The organism is Cellvibrio polysaccharolyticus (assembly GCF_015182315.1).
GTDB lineage: Bacteria > Pseudomonadota > Gammaproteobacteria > Pseudomonadales > Cellvibrionaceae > Cellvibrio > Cellvibrio polysaccharolyticus.
On record NZ_PRDL01000001.1, the window covers coordinates 1,124,810 to 1,141,393 of the forward strand.

The 16,584-nt window shown below is 51.3% G+C and carries 16 protein-coding genes; 9 read left to right on the top strand and 7 right to left on the bottom strand.

What is annotated here, in order from left to right; genetic code table 11:
* Positions 1 to 66 precede the first annotated feature (66 nt).
* Positions 67 to 1,074 carry an SDR family oxidoreductase gene (locus C4F51_RS04780; protein ID WP_193907663.1) on the bottom strand — a complete coding sequence of 336 codons (1,008 nt, stop codon included), beginning with the start codon at positions 1,072 to 1,074 and terminating at the stop codon, positions 67 to 69.
* Positions 1,075 to 1,425: 351 nt separating this feature from the next.
* Between C4F51_RS04780 and C4F51_RS04785 the strand changes: the two genes are divergently transcribed.
* Positions 1,426 to 2,202 carry a TatD family hydrolase gene (locus C4F51_RS04785; RefSeq protein WP_193907665.1) on the top strand — a complete coding sequence of 259 codons (777 nt, stop codon included), beginning with the start codon at positions 1,426 to 1,428 and terminating at the stop codon, positions 2,200 to 2,202.
* Positions 2,203 to 2,343: 141 nt separating this feature from the next.
* Positions 2,344 to 3,042 carry an OmpW/AlkL family protein gene (locus C4F51_RS04790; RefSeq protein ID WP_193907667.1) on the top strand — a complete coding sequence of 233 codons (699 nt, stop codon included), beginning with the start codon at positions 2,344 to 2,346 and terminating at the stop codon, positions 3,040 to 3,042.
* 172 nt (positions 3,043 to 3,214) lie between these two features.
* On the opposite strand, the gene tcdA is transcribed toward C4F51_RS04790, so the two are convergent.
* Entirely contained in the window at positions 3,215 to 4,015 is an 801-nt protein-coding gene (gene tcdA / locus C4F51_RS04795) for a tRNA cyclic N6-threonylcarbamoyladenosine(37) synthase TcdA (RefSeq protein ID WP_193907669.1), read from the bottom strand.
* A gap of 287 nt (positions 4,016 to 4,302) precedes the next feature.
* Here tcdA and C4F51_RS04800 point away from each other — a divergent pair, with 287 nt between their 5' ends.
* The 6 genes from C4F51_RS04800 (at position 4,303) to C4F51_RS04825 (ending at position 8,289) form a co-directional block, all read left to right on the top strand.
* Positions 4,303 to 4,869: a YfiR family protein gene (locus C4F51_RS04800; protein WP_202987616.1), complete on the top strand. Its 567-nt coding sequence runs from the start codon at positions 4,303 to 4,305 to the stop codon at positions 4,867 to 4,869.
* Between the two features lie 15 nt (positions 4,870 to 4,884).
* On the top strand, positions 4,885 to 6,144 hold the full coding sequence (locus tag C4F51_RS04805; protein WP_193907677.1) for a diguanylate cyclase: 1,260 nt from the start codon (positions 4,885 to 4,887) through the stop codon (positions 6,142 to 6,144).
* A complete protein-coding gene (locus C4F51_RS04810) occupies positions 6,141 to 6,626 on the top strand; it encodes an OmpA family protein (RefSeq protein ID WP_202987617.1) in 486 nt (161 codons plus the stop codon). Before C4F51_RS04805 ends, C4F51_RS04810 begins: the two co-directional genes overlap by 4 nt.
* A 404-nt stretch (positions 6,627 to 7,030) precedes the next feature.
* Positions 7,031 to 7,393: a DUF883 family protein gene (locus C4F51_RS04815; RefSeq protein WP_193907679.1), complete on the top strand. Its 363-nt coding sequence runs from the start codon at positions 7,031 to 7,033 to the stop codon at positions 7,391 to 7,393.
* A gap of 30 nt (positions 7,394 to 7,423) precedes the next feature.
* Entirely contained in the window at positions 7,424 to 7,870 is a 447-nt protein-coding gene (locus tag C4F51_RS04820; RefSeq protein ID WP_193907681.1) for a phage holin family protein, read from the top strand.
* Positions 7,867 to 8,289 carry a hypothetical protein gene (locus C4F51_RS04825; RefSeq protein WP_193907683.1) on the top strand — a complete coding sequence of 141 codons (423 nt, stop codon included), beginning with the start codon at positions 7,867 to 7,869 and terminating at the stop codon, positions 8,287 to 8,289. Before C4F51_RS04820 ends, C4F51_RS04825 begins: the two co-directional genes overlap by 4 nt.
* Before the next feature lie 101 nt (positions 8,290 to 8,390).
* On the opposite strand, the gene C4F51_RS04830 is transcribed toward C4F51_RS04825, so the two are convergent.
* Positions 8,391 to 9,173, bottom strand: coding sequence for a sulfite exporter TauE/SafE family protein (locus C4F51_RS04830; RefSeq protein ID WP_193907685.1), 783 nt, complete (start codon positions 9,171 to 9,173; stop codon positions 8,391 to 8,393).
* A gap of 265 nt (positions 9,174 to 9,438) precedes the next feature.
* Positions 9,439 to 10,854 (bottom strand): dihydrolipoyl dehydrogenase, encoded by a 1,416-nt coding sequence (locus C4F51_RS04835; RefSeq protein WP_193907687.1) that lies wholly within the window; start codon positions 10,852 to 10,854, stop codon positions 9,439 to 9,441.
* A gap of 403 nt (positions 10,855 to 11,257) precedes the next feature.
* On the opposite strand from C4F51_RS04835, the gene C4F51_RS04840 reads away from it, so the two are divergent.
* The gene (locus C4F51_RS04840) at positions 11,258 to 12,259 is read left to right on the top strand and encodes a cytochrome-c peroxidase (protein WP_193907689.1); all 1,002 of its coding nucleotides are present in this window, start codon (positions 11,258 to 11,260) and stop codon (positions 12,257 to 12,259) included.
* Positions 12,260 to 12,298: 39 nt separating this feature from the next.
* On the opposite strand, the gene C4F51_RS04845 is transcribed toward C4F51_RS04840, so the two are convergent.
* From C4F51_RS04845 to C4F51_RS04855, 3 genes are all read right to left on the bottom strand, one after another.
* Positions 12,299 to 12,814 carry a DUF892 family protein gene (locus C4F51_RS04845; protein ID WP_193907691.1) on the bottom strand — a complete coding sequence of 172 codons (516 nt, stop codon included), beginning with the start codon at positions 12,812 to 12,814 and terminating at the stop codon, positions 12,299 to 12,301.
* Between the two features lie 118 nt (positions 12,815 to 12,932).
* Positions 12,933 to 13,523 carry a DUF4142 domain-containing protein gene (locus tag C4F51_RS04850; RefSeq protein WP_193907692.1) on the bottom strand — a complete coding sequence of 197 codons (591 nt, stop codon included), beginning with the start codon at positions 13,521 to 13,523 and terminating at the stop codon, positions 12,933 to 12,935.
* A gap of 291 nt (positions 13,524 to 13,814) precedes the next feature.
* Positions 13,815 to 16,220 carry a catalase gene (locus C4F51_RS04855; protein ID WP_202987618.1) on the bottom strand — a complete coding sequence of 802 codons (2,406 nt, stop codon included), beginning with the start codon at positions 16,218 to 16,220 and terminating at the stop codon, positions 13,815 to 13,817.
* Positions 16,221 to 16,584: the final 364 nt, after the last annotated feature.

Below are 16,584 nucleotides of genomic sequence, written 5' to 3' on the forward strand. Positions count from 1 at the left end.
GCCGATAATTGTTAAAGGCGCTGACTAACGTGTCAGCACCTTTAACCGCGCACAACACTGCTGAAATTAATTGCGTTTGCGGGCGCAGGCAAAAAGGGCGCCTGCCGCCAGTAGCCCCACCCCCAGAGAGATTGCTGGGTGGAGTCTGGCTTGTGTATAAGGGCTCACCGGAATTCCCTGACGTTTTCCTTCAAAATACACTTCACCATCTTTCACCGGTGCAAAGAGATTATCGTGGGGTAATTTCGGCTTACCGCTCGATTGGGCTTTAGGCAAGGTGCGGCTGATAACATGATCCATAACGGTAGGCAGCAGGCTCCATGCCAGCATCGACAAGCGACCTGTTTCGCCTACGGTGATGTTTCTCACGGGGCGTATCGCTGCTTTTAAAATGGTTGAGGCTACCAATTCAACGTCGTACATCGGTGGCAGTACTTTGCCCTGATCTTTCATGTGACTGCGGGCGTGTTCTGAAATCGGTGTGGAGATGCCTGATGGCATAACGATTGAAACTTTTACGGGGGCTTTTTCATTCATCAGCTCCATTCGCAATACTTCCGAAAAAGCTTTTACTGCCGCTTTACTCGCTGAGTAAGCCCCGAGGATGGGAACCGGCATCTCGGAGTTGATGGAGGCAACGTTAATCAAGGTGCCACCCCCGATCCGCTGTTTGAAATGCTCCACTGCAACTCGTGAACCATGCACTACGCCCCAGTAATTGGTTTGGAACAAACGTTGATGTTCGTCCACCGGCAGATCTTTCAATTCGGAAAATACCACGACCCCGGCATTGTTAACCCAGGTATCGAAACCGCCATAAGTTTTTACCGCCGTGTCGGCTATACGTTGCATATCGGCCTGGTCGCCTACATCGGCGACGACGTAGACGACTTCTCCACCGGATTTTCTCAAATCCTTACAAATATCCCTCAGTGCCTCTTCATGGCGTGATGCAAGCACCACCCTGGCGCCTGCCCTGACAGCGCGGCGGGCGGTAGCCAGCCCAATGCCGGATGACGCGCCGGTGATGACGATGACTTGCTGTTTCAAGGGTTTGAAGTCATGTTTATTCATAGTGGTCTCCTGTTCTCTGTCGATAAAAGGATTCCAAACTGCCACCCCGAGCAGGGTGCACAGTGATAAAATCCAGGCAGCATTATTTAATCAATCATTTTGAGTCTGGTCGTGGCTTTGCAGTATGGTCAAATAAGAGATCCCGCTTTTCGGGACTTCTTCAAAGTTTTGGGCTTTTATTTCAGCATCGAGCCGCTGTGGCCATCGTGGTGTTTATTTGGATGCCGTTCTATGTAATGAGTCACCGCTAATGGTTTTCGCCGGGGATTTGAGCCAATAGACGTCGTGCAGTGGCGTGTGAATCTATAAGAGATGATGTTTTATCAATGCGGTTAAGCGGATTTTATCAGTATGTTATTTTTTACAGATTCTCATTGCCATCTGGATTTTTCTGCATTTGACGCGGACCGCACAGCGCTTTGGGAATATTGCAATCAGCAGGGCATTCATCGTCTTATTATCCCTGGTATACACCCTGAGCAGTGGCAAAAACTGCCAACATTAAGCCAGCAATATCAAGGCATTTTTTATGCGGCGGGCTTGCACCCCTGGTGGATTGCTGACGCGCTGCCGCTGGATGAACAAACGTTTAAAGCCACTCTTGCCGCGCATTACAACAACGACGCCTGCATTGCTATGGGTGAGTGCGGGCTGGATAAAAATATTGCCTTGCCGCTTGATGAGCAATTAAAAATTTTTCACTGGCATTGTCAAATTGCTGAAGCGTTGAATGCACCATTAATGATGCATTGCCTGAAATTTCATGGCGAGCTTCTTTCCGTTTTAAAACATTATAAAGTGCGCGGTGTGATACATGCTTTCAGTGGCAGCCGTGAACTCGCCAGGCAATATACCGATAAAGGTCTTTTGCTCGGCGTGGGCGGAGTCATCACCTGGGCGCGCGCGGCCAAAACCCGCGATGCCATTCACCACACGCCGCTGGAATTTTTATTGTTGGAGACGGACGCACCGGATATGCCGCTGGCCGGCCAACAGGGGCAACGCAATTCCCCCTTGCACATTATTGAGGTGGCCACACAGCTGGCGCAATTGAAAGACATATCATTGCAGGCAGTGGCTGAGCAGTGTGAGCGCAATCTCGATCGGCTGTTTTTTCAGAAAGAGTGAACGCGGGCGGGCTGAATAACCGCATCGTACAAAATTCAGGCAGCGCAGGCTTTTTTCAATTTATGGCAATTGCTTGATATAGATTAACTTTCGCTTTTGTCGCGAAAATATAATGACAGCAGGTTGTTGAAGGAGACCTGCATGAAAACGTCTTTATCTGTAGTAGCCCTGGTTGTCTCATTGGCCGCAGTTCCTGCCAGTGCAGATTTTGCAGTAAATATTGGTGCTATTGGTGTCATCCCGAATGACAGTAGCAGTTCATTATCGACGATTGAACAGGTGGCCGGTTTACCCACCGGATCAACCAGCGTAGCGGTTGACAATAACGTTCAGCTGGGCATCACACTGGATTACATTATCAACAAAAACTGGACGGTTGAATTGATCGCCGCCACGCCCTTTTCGCACGATATTTCGGTGAAAGGTTCCGCCATTAACGGGTTGGATATCGGTAAAACCAAACAATTACCACCGACCTTGTTACTGCAATATCACTTCGATACCGGCAACGATGCCATCTCCCCCTTCCTCGGATTGGGCGTTAACTACACGCGCTTTTTTAACACCGAAGTTTCCGGTGAGTTAAACGATGCGCTGGGTGCGTTGAATGTGATTACCGCACAGGATAAAACCCGGCTGGACCTTACCGACTCCTGGGGCGTTGCCCTGCAGGCCGGTATCAATATCGACTTTAATGACCGTTTCGGTTTGCACGCCATGGTGAGCAAGATGGATATCGACACCACCGGTCGCGTAAAAGTTAACGGCAATACCATCCAGAAAGTTGATGTAAAAATTGATCCGCTGGTGGCCATGGTTGGTCTGCGCATCAAACTGTAAATAGTGATGGGTGTGGTAGCGGGCGCTGACGATTGGCACCGTGAAATACCGACAAAGAAAATTTATAGCAGGGACGTATAAAAGCAGGGATAACAACAAAATATCGGGAAACGATGACGGGATACTCCACTGGCCATAGGCCGGATCATGGATATCCCGTATTTTTTGTGGGTCAATCGCGAGATTTTTCCAGGTAGCGTTCTATAGCGCGGGTGGCCGCAAGAAAACCGAAGCTGCCGGTCACCATCACTGATGAACCAAAGCCACCGGCACAGTCAAGCTTGATGCCGGATTGCAAAATTTGCTTTTCCTGACACACAGAACCATCCGGTTTCGGGTACACCATTTGCTCGGTAGAATACACCGCATCGACGCGAAATTTTCTGCCCGGGTCCTGGGAAAAATTATGGTGACGAAATAAATGATTACGCACTTTTGCCAGCATCGGGTCGGCGATGGTTCTACCCAGGTCGGATACTGCCAGCAGGCGCGGGTCGGTTTTTCCGCCTGATGAACCAACGGTAATCAACCGCACTTTTATCGCCAGGCAGTAAGCAATCAGGGCTGCTTTCACATGTGCCGAGTCCATCGCATCAATCACCACATGGTGCTGTTTACCAATTAGCGCGGTGAGGTTTTTTCGGTCCAGAAAATCTTCTACGGTGTGAACCACCATCTCCGGATTAATGTCCCGGAGGCGGTCGCTGATCACCTGGTTTTTTGACTTGCCAATGGTCGATTGGGTGGCGTGCAGCTGCCGGTTGGTGTTGGTAACACAGACCTCGTCCAGCTCGATCAGGGTCAGCTCACCTACGCCTGTGCGCGCCAGCGCTTCTGCCGCCCAGGTGCCAACGCCGCCCAAACCTATGACGACAAAGTGGGCATTGGCCAGCAGGGCCACCGCATCGGCGCCGTACAAGCGCGCGGTGCCGCCAAAGCGGTCGAGCCAGGCCTGGGAGAGAGGTGAGGGCATGAATAAATCTCCGGGAGCAGTGAATGCGGCCGCGTTTTATCCTGATTAAGCCGCAGATGCAAGCTTTCTGTGGTCAGAACACCGTGTTGTAACCGGTTTGACCGCTCTCGCTGTGAGCACGAAGGTATTCAGCAGATGTGATAGATAACGTCAGATGAGGTTGGGCAATGGATCAAATGGGGGCACCGTCCATCGGGTTTACTGCGGTTTTTTTGCGAATCACATCACAGAGTGCTATAAATCGCCTTATTCGATTCGGCGCAATCGTCCCTGAAAGGAATTCGCGTGTGAGGTCTGCCTGGTTTTTAAGCGTTTATCGCGTCAAGGTTTACAGATACCTGCTGACGGTGTGGCTTTTGGCGCTTTCCGGCCTGTCGGCTGCCGTCGAAAGCGATATTGCGCAGCAGCGACTGGAAAATGTCACCCAGGTCACCCTCGGCATCCTCAGTTACACCCGCTGGCCCGATCATCCCGAACAATTACAGCTGTGCATCACCGGCCCCACCGAATACGCCGATCATTTGCTGATGCAACCCATGGCCATCGCCAATCGCCCGGTAGTTACCCGCCGTGTGCCTTTGGACGACAAGGCGCTGGAGGATGAATGCCATGCGGTGTATATCGGATTTATTCCCGACGCCGAAAACAAAGCCTTGTTTGCCCGCCTGAAAGATAAAGCCATCCTCAGTATTGCCGAGCAAAATGATTCCTGTTCTACAGGCAGTATGTTCTGTCTGCAATTTGGCCGTAATGGCGAAGTTACTTTTCTGGTTAATCTGGATTCCATTGCGCGCAGCGCGGTACGGGTTCATCCCAATGTATTGTTGCTGGGTAAAAGGCGCAATGAAGGTTAATTGAGGTTCAGTTCTTTGTTGAAATCCTTGTCGAAAAATTCTCTGGCTGCTGTGTTTGACCGGATGAATCTCACCATTGCGCTACTGGCAACTGCTCTGGTCGCCAGTTTTGTTACCACGCTGGGTGTATCCACCCTGCGTATCTACGCGGAAGATAACCTGCTGCTGATTGCCCGCTCCACCAGCTATGCAGTAGAGGCGGCGGTATTTTTTCGGGACAGCGAAGCGACCCGCGAAGGCCTTGCCGTCATTATGCAAAGTGAGCAGGTGGCTATAGCTACTATTACCGATATCGACGGCAAGCTGCTGGCGCAATGGGAAAAGCCGGCCAACCATAGGTTGGACAATTTCAAACGCTACCTCTCGACATTTTTACAGGGCTCGGTAGAACAACCGATTGAAAGCCAGGGGCGCGTTATCGGTTATTTAAGCCTGCGAGCCGACGGTGAAAAACTCTTCAGTTTTATCCTGCGCGGTTTGCTGGGCACGCTGGGTTGTTTATTAATTGTGGTAGCAGGCACTCTGTATCTATCCCGCCGGGTGCAGCGCCGGGTTTCGCTGCCGCTGGACGCGCTGGGACTGGTCGCTCGCTCCGCCTTGCGCGACAGGGATTTTTCGGTGCGTTTGCCGCCGTCCAGCATCCAGGAACTGGACGAGCTGGGGCAAAACTTTAATGGCCTGCTCGATGAAATGCAGACCTGGCATGCGAGCATTCAGAATGAAAATTTGCAATTAAGCCAAAAAGCCAGTCACGACGGTCTGACCGGATTGTTGAATCGCAGCGCTTTTGAAGCCTGTTTGCAGCAGGCTTGTATTGATGCCGCGCAGCAGAATTACCGGTTCGCGGTTTTCTTTATCGACAGCGATGGTTTCAAACACATTAATGACCACCACGGTCACGCCGCCGGTGATCAGGTGTTACAAATTATTGCTCGCCGCATTCGCGCCCAGGTGCGCGAGTCGGATGTTTCCAGCCGATTGGGGGGCGATGAATTTGCCGTGCTGATTTCGCCGCTCAATGAAACTGGCGATTCCATTGTGGTAGCGGAAAAAATTATCGCTGCCATGCAACAACCTGTTTTATTGGAAGAGGGAGAGGTATTACATACATCGCTCAGTATCGGGATTGCCATTTTCCCGGAGCACGGATGCACAGCAGCAGAGCTGTTAATGCATGCAGATACTGCCATGTATGAAGTGAAAAAAAATGGTAAGGAAGGGTGGCAACTTGCCGGTAGCCATCAAAGCGATTTACAAACAGGATCAAACACATGATGACACAAAAAATTATCTCTCTTTTTGTCACTTGTCTTCTGGCATTAACGCTGGTTGCCTGCCAAAGCGTACCAGGCGCCTTGACCAAACAACAAATTCGCGTGCTTCAGGCAGAGGGTTTTGAATACACCGAGGACGGCTGGGCCTTCAACTTGTCGGGCAAGGTTCTCTTTCAATTTGACGAAGACAGCTTAAGTGATGACAGCCGCACATTGATTGATCATCTGTCGCACACGCTGAAAGAAATCGGCATTTACAAAATTCGTATTGAAGGGCATACAGACGCGTTAGGTTCGGAAAGTTACAACAAAGCGCTTTCATTGCGCAGAGCGGAAGAAGCCGCTGCCGAATTTATTAAAGCGGGTATGCTGGAGCACAACCTGGTGGTTATTGCACACGGGTCTTCCCGGCCGGTCGCTGATAACGCAACAGAGGACGGCCGGCAACAAAACCGCCGGGTAGCGATTATTGTTATCCCCTGAGCTTGAGGGTTTTGGCCTGGAAAAGAACGCCCGGGATGGCGGTTTTTTATTCAGTCTGCACGGCTAGTCGCCGACCGTCGAAATGCAGCACAAGAATCACTTAAGTCAAGAAAAGGGCCGCTTCTTTTCAGAAAATTTTCCCAATCCGTGTACCGATCAAACTTTCTTAACATGATTCCCCCTTCAGGTTGACTAAACCCCGACTATGGCAAATGCTTAAGGAGAACGAAATCTGCTGCCACGTCAAAACCAAAGCCGCCTGACAAGGCGTTTCGATGAAGACCGGCAACAGTTTCTCTCTTGAGCCATACATTATCGGTATCACCTGTTATTTGCATAATGCGGTAAACGGATAATCTGGCAGTTAATCAGGAATTTTTCTTAAGTAAACAAAGGGGCTGTATATGAGTACCACTGCTAAAGTTGAAGCTGGTGTTAATTCTGCTAAAAAAGCTACACGTAATGTTGTGGATGACACATCCTCTGTTGTGTCCCGCGAGTACCACAACTTCGTTGCTGACATTGAAGACCTGATCAAGTCGAGCACCACCCTGACCGGCGAAGAGTTGGAAAAGGCGCGTGAAAAAATTGGTGCGCGCATTGCCGAGGCAAAAGAGTCTTTGACCGAAGCTGGCGAAACTATTGTGGAACGCGCTCGCAAAACCGCAGAAGTAACCGACCAATATGTCCACGAGCAGCCATGGTCTGCAGTGGGTGCCGGTGCCGCGTTAGGTCTGCTGGTAGGTTTTCTGATTGCGCGCCGTTAAGGCGCCTCATGATAGAAAAAGGATTGTCTTATGCTCCTGAAGCTTCTTACTGAAGCCTGGCGCACCTTCGGTGCGTCCAACCAATCGAACGAGGATTCGCTCAGCGCGTTGGATGCATTGCGGATATTACGTTCTGCCGGCAACACTATGGTGTTGCAGGCGAACCTCTATTCGCAGCTGGCAAAATTGGAGTGGGCACAGGAAAAAGAGCGGCTGACCCGTATGGCTTTGGCTATTGTGGTGGCGCTGGTCTGTTTCGTCGGGACGTTGTTGTTTGCCGGGGTTTTGTTACTGGCGGTAGTTTGGGATACCGAATACCGCATTCCGACGCTGGTCGGTCTGGTGGTAGCTTATGCTTCGGGTGTGGCGATAGCACTATGGCGACTGAAAGTTCTTGCACAGCAAGGGGCCAATGCCTTTAAAGCACTGCGCCTGGAATTGGCAGCTGATATCGCGATAATCAAGAGTCAATTATGAATCCAGCAGAAAATCTTTCTCCGGAAGAGCAAAAGGAGGCCTTGCGCCTTCGCTTGCAAGCCCAGCGCAAGCGGCTGGTGCGTCAGCTCACTCCGACCGATGAGTCGTCCCATCACCACCACGCTTACCCGCGTAGTATGACCATGCGCTTTTTAACCCGCGGGCAGGGCGCACAGTGGATGGCGACCGCAGCGGCAAGTCTGTTTGGCAAAAACGCCTCCAAAACCCTGACCACAGCATTGGTGGTTTCAAAGGCGGTGAGTACCATGCTGGCCGGACAGCGCAATCGGCGCACACGGGCGGCAGCCATTGATGAGTTGAGTGCATTGTTCACCTCAACCATTTTTACGGACAAATCGGCTCCGAAAGATGTGACGGTAACGCTGGAGCGGCCACCTTCAGAGACGCGCAAGCCCTGAGGTTTTACCCAGGCGATATGCAGGCAGAAAGGTGATCTGCACGATGCAAAAAGGCTTCCCGAGGGAAGCCTTTTTATTATCTGTATCCACACCGTTTGGCTTTAGAACAGCAACTTGCAACCTACCAGCAACAACATGAATGCCAGTGCCGGGCGCAGGTAGTTGTCAGCCACTTTGTGGGCGAGGCTGCTGCCGATGTAGATGCCTGGCATGGAGCCGATCAGCAGGTTTGCCAGCAATCCCCAATCGACATTGCCCAATCCCGCGTGCCCCATACCGGCCACCAGCGTTAAAGGGACGGCGTGAGCAATCTCGGTACCGATCAAACGGACGGTGGGCAGCAGCGGATAGAGTAAAAACAACGCCACTGTACCAATAGCACCGGCACCAATCGAGGTGATGGTGACGACCGCACCCAGCAACCAGCCCACCAGCATAGTGGCGATAATTTGCTGGCGACCTTCAAGACGGGTTAACCAGCCATTGTTGCGCTGGCTGTAATCCATCAACTGGCCTTTAAAAAGAATGGCCAGCGAGGTGAGTATCAGCGCTACGCCGAGCGCAGTTTTGATAAAGCTGTCGATAAGGTGAGTATCAAAGCCGCCGTATTGCAACACCGCCAGGGTTACCAGGGCGGCCGGTACGCTGCCCGCTGCCAGCCAACCGGTAATACGCCAGTCAATATTGCCTCTGCGGTGGTGCACGTGAATGCCGCCCGCTTTGGTGATGGCGGCGTAGAGCAAATCAGTGCCGACTGCACTGGAAGGAGAGATGCCGAAGTGAAGCAGAATAGGCGTCATTAACGAGCCGCCACCTACACCGGTCATACCTACAATAAAGCCCACTGCCAGACCGGCAACTACATAAATCAGTTGGAAATCCATAAACGCCTTGTCGTGTTGTCACGTAGAAGGAAAAACGTGCGCAGCCTAACAGCGTCTTTTCGGGGTCAGAAATAACCAATAGTTGTTAGTTTATTCCTAAAAAGAATAATGAGCGGTGGCGCTGTTTTTCGCGGCTGCTGGCTATAGGCAGCAATATATTTTTAACAACAGCGCAGAAAGAGAAGGAAGAAAACGCAGGGATAGGGAGAAACAGCAGCAGCAAGAGGGCGCTTCGCAGGGAAGCGCCCGGGTAAGCCCGTCAGTATTATTCCAAGGCGGGGATATCAAGACCGGAGCAATCAGCAAGCTCGGAAACCTTGCCATGGGGAACCTTGGCGACAATCTCCCGCAAGGCGGTGCGCAAACCTTCTTCAAGTACCGGGTGATAAAACGGCAGGCGCAGCAGCTCATGGGCGGTAAGCCGTTGTTCAATGGCGAGCGCTATCAAATGGGCCATGTGTTCTCCCGCCGGTGCGCACATCTCTGCCCCCAGCAGCAGGCCGTTGTGGCTATCGGCGTAAAGTGTCAGCCGACCCCGGTTCCTGTCGGCGGTGCGCGCGCGTCCCTGTTTGCTGTAATCCACGCTGCCATACACGATGGTCGATGCATCCAGTTTTGCCATGGCCTGGCCCACCACTGCAATATTCGGGTCGCTGAACACAATGGCCAGCGGCACCCGCCGTTTGAAGGTGGTACCGCCGGGCGTTACGGCATTAATACCGGCGATATGACCCTCGTCGCTGGCTTCATGCAACAAGGCGCGCTCACCGTTGGCATCACCGGTAAGAAAGAGGGGCAAGTCTGCTACTTGCAGCGTCTCGGGGTTTACCGGGGGCAGGCCTCGTTTATCCAGGGTGATACCCAAGGTTTCCAAACCGAGATCTTTAACATTGGGGCGGCGGCCAGTCGCGGCAAGCACTTTATCCACTTGCAGGGACGTATCGCCCCAGCTGATGGTGACTCCGGCGTCGCTGGCCGAGAAGCTGAGTTTTTCGCCGGTGATAACAGGAAATTCCTGCTCCAGTAATTCACGCAGATCGGCGTTGATCTTCGGATCGGAAAGGCCGCCCAACAACGGCTTTGAACCAAAGGCGTGTACTTCAATGCCCAATCGTGAAAGCGCTTGGGCCAGCTCCAGGCCAATGGCTCCCAGGCCAACTACCGCGATGCGGCCCGGCAGATCGGTTTGCTCGAAAAGGTTGTCGCTGGTGAGCAAGCGGTCGGCGGGTAAATTCCAATCGTCCGGAATATAAGGCGAAGAACCCGGTGCCAGAATAATTTTGTGCGCTTCGTAATGCTGTCCGTTTACCTCCAGGCTGTTGGGGCCGGTCAGGCGAGCCTGGCCGGCAATGTGTTTGTCTCCCAGGTCATTGGTGGCCTTCAACGTGCCGGATACAAAAAAATCCCGCAGGCTTCGCACCCGGTTTAAGACTGCGGGAATATCAATGGTCAAGGCGTCTTCGCCGCGTATACCGAAGATATTGAAACTGTGACGTCGGTGAAAGGCGTTGGCTGCCTCAATCAACGCTTTCGATGGCATGCAACCGGTGCGGGCACAAGTGGTACCCAAAGGGCCTTCATTGATGATCAGAAAATTGGCCGTATTTTTTTCAACTTCCCGTAATGCGGCCAATCCGGCAGAGCCTGCGCCCACAATAATGACATCCAGCACCTTGCTCATGGCGTACTCCTATGACAACAAAAATAGTTAGGGCTAAAAAGCCCTGATTAAAAACGCTGACGCTGTATCACAAAAAAAATCAGTAGCCGATGAACGACTCACTGGGCTGTCAATTTAACTCGCAATTTAACTCGCAATTTAACTCGCAATTTAACGGGCAATTGAACTGGCAATTTCTTTACCTGCTGATTGTTTTGGCCTGAAGCCACTCAAAAAGTGCCCGTAAAATATTTTGTCGCTATCACATATTGGTGCATTGGCTAAAACACGTTGAACCTTGGACTGCCTCTGCCGCAGATAGGCGCTTTTGTCGTTCTTTGGTTGATTTGTGTCAATGCACCTGAAACCTCTGCGTTTAGGGTAAGGGTAGAAGAAAATCATACCCACCGTGGAAGGAGATGTTATGAAAAGACTTAATAGCGCCGGAATACTCATCGCTCTAACGATAGCATCCGCAAGCGTTAATGCGATGACCGAACGGCAACAATGGATTCAACCTTTGCAGCCGGCAGAGATAAAAAATCCTGAAAAAGTGGAACTGGGCAAGCAATTATTTTTCGATCCACGTTTGTCCATGTCCGGCATTATTTCCTGTAACACCTGCCACAACTTATCGCTGGGCGGGGTCGATAATGTCAAAACCTCTATCGGGCATAAATGGCAGGCCGGGCCGGTTAATGCACCCACGGTATTTAACTCCAGCCTCGCCATCGCGCAATTTTGGGATGGCCGCGCCGAAGATTTGAAAGCCCAGGCAGCTGGCCCTATTGAAGCAGCGGTAGAAATGGCCATGCCACACACTCTGGCAGTTGACGTAATTCAATCCATTCCCGGTTATGTAGAGCAGTTCAAACGTATCTACGGTAATGACAAAGTGGATATGGACAAAATTACCGATACCATTGCCGAGTTTGAAAATACCCTGGTAACGCCCGGTTCGCGGTTTGATTTATGGTTGCAAGGTGATGACAACGCGCTCACAGCCGACGAGCGCGAAGGCTACGACATTTTTGCCAGCAGTGGTTGTGTGGCTTGTCATAACGGCCCGGCAGTGGGCGGTACTTCTTTTCAAAAAATGGGCGTGCTGGAACCTTATGTATCATCATCGCCCGCGGAAGGGCGGTTTGCCGTCACCGGTAAAGACGCTGAACGTTTTATGTTTAAAGTACCTACGCTGCGAAACGTCGAACTGACCTACCCCTATTTTCATGATGGCGAGGCGGCAACACTGGAAGAGGCGGTGGATATCATGGGGCGGTTACAGCTGGGCAGGCAATACAGTGAAGACGAGCTGGGAAAAATTGTTGCCTTTCTTAAAACCCTGACCGGCGAGCGGCCAGCGATGGCATTGCCCTTATTGCCAGCATCCGGGGATAAAACACCGCGCCCTGAACCTTTCCGCTAACTGTCAAAACCGTTGTTTTTTTTACCGTTAGTCAGCAGGCTATCGGTTAGCCGTATCAGGGTTTGCGGTGGAACGGGAGAGAAAGGCAAAGGTAATTTGCGGGGTGTGGTCGAGCAGCCAATTGGCCATCGCCACCTCCTGCTTCAAAATCAATTCTGCAATGCCCAGCGTGTCGTGGTCGCCAATGGTTTTTGCCGCTTCAATAATAATGATGTAGCGCACAATTTCCTGTTGCTCAAAAGTATAGCTATCAGCCAGGTCGCGGATAATTTCATCATCTGCGCCATCTTCAGCAAAGCGGTGGGATAAGGCAGACAGTTTCGCTGAAAAGTTTTCCAGGGTTGACGGGCCGCTTTGTAAACGGTCAAGACAGCCGGCAATCAGTTTTTTCTGTCCGTCGGTTTCTTCAATATGCTGAGCGAGTTTGGCCTTCAGATCATGGTAGTTTTTTACGCGCTCATGAATATGAATCAGTAGTTGCAACGATTCTTCTTCCATCGCATAAGCGGCTTGTAACCAATAGATCAGGCGTTCTGTGGCAGCAATTGAGGACATGGTATTTTCCGAAGGCGGCGGGGCAGAAGTTAAAAGGCTTTACGCAATGACTGCGTAAAGCCCTGGTGGAATCTGAAACTCAATTTCCGAAGAAATTGTGTTTCATTAAAGCCAATGATTAACGTGGAGCAGGTTGTGAACCTGGAGCAACCGGGTCGCGATCAGTCGTAGGTACTACGTCACGGAAGTCAGGGCTATCACGATACTGACGTTCGGTTACGGCAGCCAGCTTGCGCGCTTCGGTCAAATGCTTTTGCAAATGTGGCAGCTTTTTCTCGGCATAAGATTTCAGTTCCGGATCACTCAGGCGAGTACCTTTCTCAAATACTTCAATGGTTTGCTCGTGAGTGGTTACCTGGTTCTGGGTGTAGGATGAATCGAAAGATGCATCGGTACGTACACGCAGCATGGAAGATTTTACGCGGTTCAGTAGCTCCGCATTATCAGCCACTTCGAGGTTTTTCTTGGCGGCTATTTCTGCGAGCTTTTGATTGGCTTTGGTGTGGTCGTTAATCAATTCCTGAGCAAATTTTCTTACGTCAGAATTGTTGGACTTTTCCAGTGCCAGTTTCCCGGTTTCAATAATAGAGATGCTTTTAGCAGATGCTTCCTCAACAAAATCCGTTGCATCATCGGCGTGCGCATAAACGGTCATTGCACCGGCAAGGAAAAAAGCTGAACTACCAATAATTTTGGATAATGTATTCATCGTTGTGTTCTCCTGATAACTCGGTTTGAGTAATAAAGATAAGCCATGAATTGCCATGCTGCCGAACCAGTCGGTAAAGTTGCAAAGCGGTTGGCATTTATTGGTGGTTACCTTTTTAATGCGGCGTGCAAGACGTTTTAGCGGGAAATTTTTATTAGCAATCGCGATATGAATGAAAAATGGCAAGGAGATGGAAGTCGCAAAATGCATAGTAAGCTGGCTTAAAAAAAGTGAGCCCCAATTAAGGGGCTCACTTTTTTGTTACTGAACAACTCAACTGCCGCTAACGCATTAAGCAGTTTGATCCGCCGGGTTATCTGCCCGATCAAAATGACGATCTTTGGCGACAGCACTTACGAAGCTGTTTAAGGTGGCGGCATCAAAGGTATCTGAAATTAACACCCCTGGCGTTTTCTTCTCGGCGAGGCCAATGGCATTTTTTTGCAGTACAAATTTTGCCGCGCCCAGGGCAAGAATGGCCTTCTTGTGGCGATACTGCTCGCGGATAAAATCATCCACCATAACATTGCTGGCCAATTGAGTGAGTTCATCGGTGCCATCGGCAATAACCATCGCATCAAACAAAAAGCCCGGGCTGTTTTCCAGCGAGGCATCGGCATCCAGCGATATTTCTCCAGGATTATTTTGCAAGCCGATATGTGGGGCGACCAGCCGCACAACAGCTCCCTGTTGCATGAGCTTCTCGCTGATTTCAATGACCTGACCAACATGACTTTGCTGACTGACCAGAATAGCAATCTTACGGGTTTTGATGCCTTCTTCACCTTTAAAAGCACACAGCGAGAGTTTTTCTGACTGCGCCACTTCCGGCTGGGGCGGGTTGGGCATGGCTGACGGCATAATATCCGGCAAGGGCATGCCGAGGCCTTGCGCAATCGGGCCGGCCAATTTATCAGACACATTACGCAGCAGCGAGATAGTACGTCGGCGCACCGCAGGCACGGTAACCTTGCTCAATTCAAACACAAAGGCATCAATAATGTGTTGCTGTTCAACGCTGGATTGGCTATCAAAAAACAATCTCGCCTGAAGAAAATGCTCGGCAAATTTTTCCGGTTTGATGCGATGCTCCGGCCCTTCGATCTGCTCCGGAAAGGAAATAAAACCGCCCTGGCCTGCCTGGAAGGGACAGCCGCCGCCGAGTGAATTGGGTTCGTAGGAAACGCGCCCGCGATGAATCGTCTGCCGGTGCATACCGTCGCGCTGATTATTATGCGCCGGGTTTAACGGCCGGTTGACCGGAATCTCGTGGAAGTTGGGGCCACCCAGCCGCGAGATTTGCGTGTCAACGTAGGAGTGAATGCGCCCGGCCAACAAGGGGTCATTGGTAAAATCAATGCCGGGTATGATGTGCGCAGCGCAAAACGCCACCTGTTCGGTTTCAGCAAAAAAATTATCCGGGTTGCGATTAAGAACCAGCTTGCCCACCGGCACCACCGGTACCAGTTCTTCGGGAACAATTTTGGTGGGGTCCAGTACATCAAAACTGAAATTATCGGCTTGTTCCTGGGTAAAGACTTGCAAGCCCAACTCCCACTCCGGGTATTCGCCGGATTCAATAGTTTCCCACAGATCGCGGCGGTGAAAGTCCGGGTCGGCACCGGAAATTTTTACCGCTTCATCCCACAGCAACGAGTGAACGCCTGCTTTCGGTGTCCAGTGAAACTTCACAAATACCGACTCGCCGCCGCGATTGACGAAGCGAAAGGTGTGCACGCCAAAGCCCTGCATCATGCGATAACTGCGCGGGATGGCACGGTCAGACATTTGCCACAACAACATGTGCGTTGATTCCGGCATCAGCGATACGAAATCCCAAAAGGTGTCATGGGCAGACGCAGCTTGCGGCATGGCATGATGCGGCTCGGGTTTTACCGCGTGCACCAGATCCGGAAATTTCATGGCATCCTGAATAAAGAACACCGGAATGTTATTGCCCACCAGATCCCAGTTGCCCTGGTCGGAATAAAATTTAACGGCAAAACCGCGTACATCGCGGGCGGTATCTTTGGAACCCCGTTCACCGGCCACGGTAGAAAAACGGGTAAAAACCGGGGTGCGCTTGCCGACCTCGGAAAACACCGTTGCGCAGGTAATATCAGCCAGGGCGCGGGTACATTCAAAATAGCCGTGAGCACCCGACCCGCGTGCATGCACGATGCGCTCGGGAATTCGCTCATGGTCAAAATGGGTGATTTTTTCCCGCAGAATAAAATCTTTCAGCAATGCAGGCCCGCCATAACCCGCGGTCAGGGAGTTCTGGTTATCGGCGATAGGAACGCCCTGATTGGTGGTCATCACCTGTTCGCTGTCATTTTGCTGAACACTGCTCAGCTGGCCATAAAGCGCTTTGCCGGGCAGCGCGCTTTCCCCGGTTTTCCCGTTGTTGTTTTTTTCTGACAAGGTGCTGCCGGTGGCCAATTGTGCCGGTTGGTCAATACGGGCGCCGGCCATCGGGCACTGCGCTTTTTCCGCATCGTATTCGCTGCCTTTATTCACGTTGTAAGGCATCGCCGCGGCGATGGCTTCGGTTTCATAACGTTGCTGCAATATATAGTCGTTATCTATTTGCTCCGGCTGGCAGGTTGGGCCGCTATCTGTGCCACCCATCGCGCTGCGTACGCGGTAGGTTTTTGTGGTGGTGCATGAAGGCGAGTTTTTGTCCTTGTTGGTCATAACGTGCTCCGGAATTTTGCAGACAGGAAACGAAATATCAAGCCGAACAGCTCCCTGTTTGGCTTGGTGCGGATGCATCAGTGCCGGTGATTGGTCTGGCTTCGCTTTGTTTTTGCAGCTTTCTCCCGGCATTTGAGAGGAAGCGGCCAGCCGATGATTGTTTTATAAATTTCGGTGCCAATCACGTTGGTTTTTATCGCCTGATACGCCACGTTTTATTCGCATGACTTTTACTTTTTCCACGCGTCATTTTTTCCTGTCTCCACGGTTAAAGGAAACGGGTTGGGCGGAGTAATAAACTTCGCTGAAGACTGAGTATAGTTACCCGGCCTTAACGGGACGGCGGATGAGGTAATTCATGTCG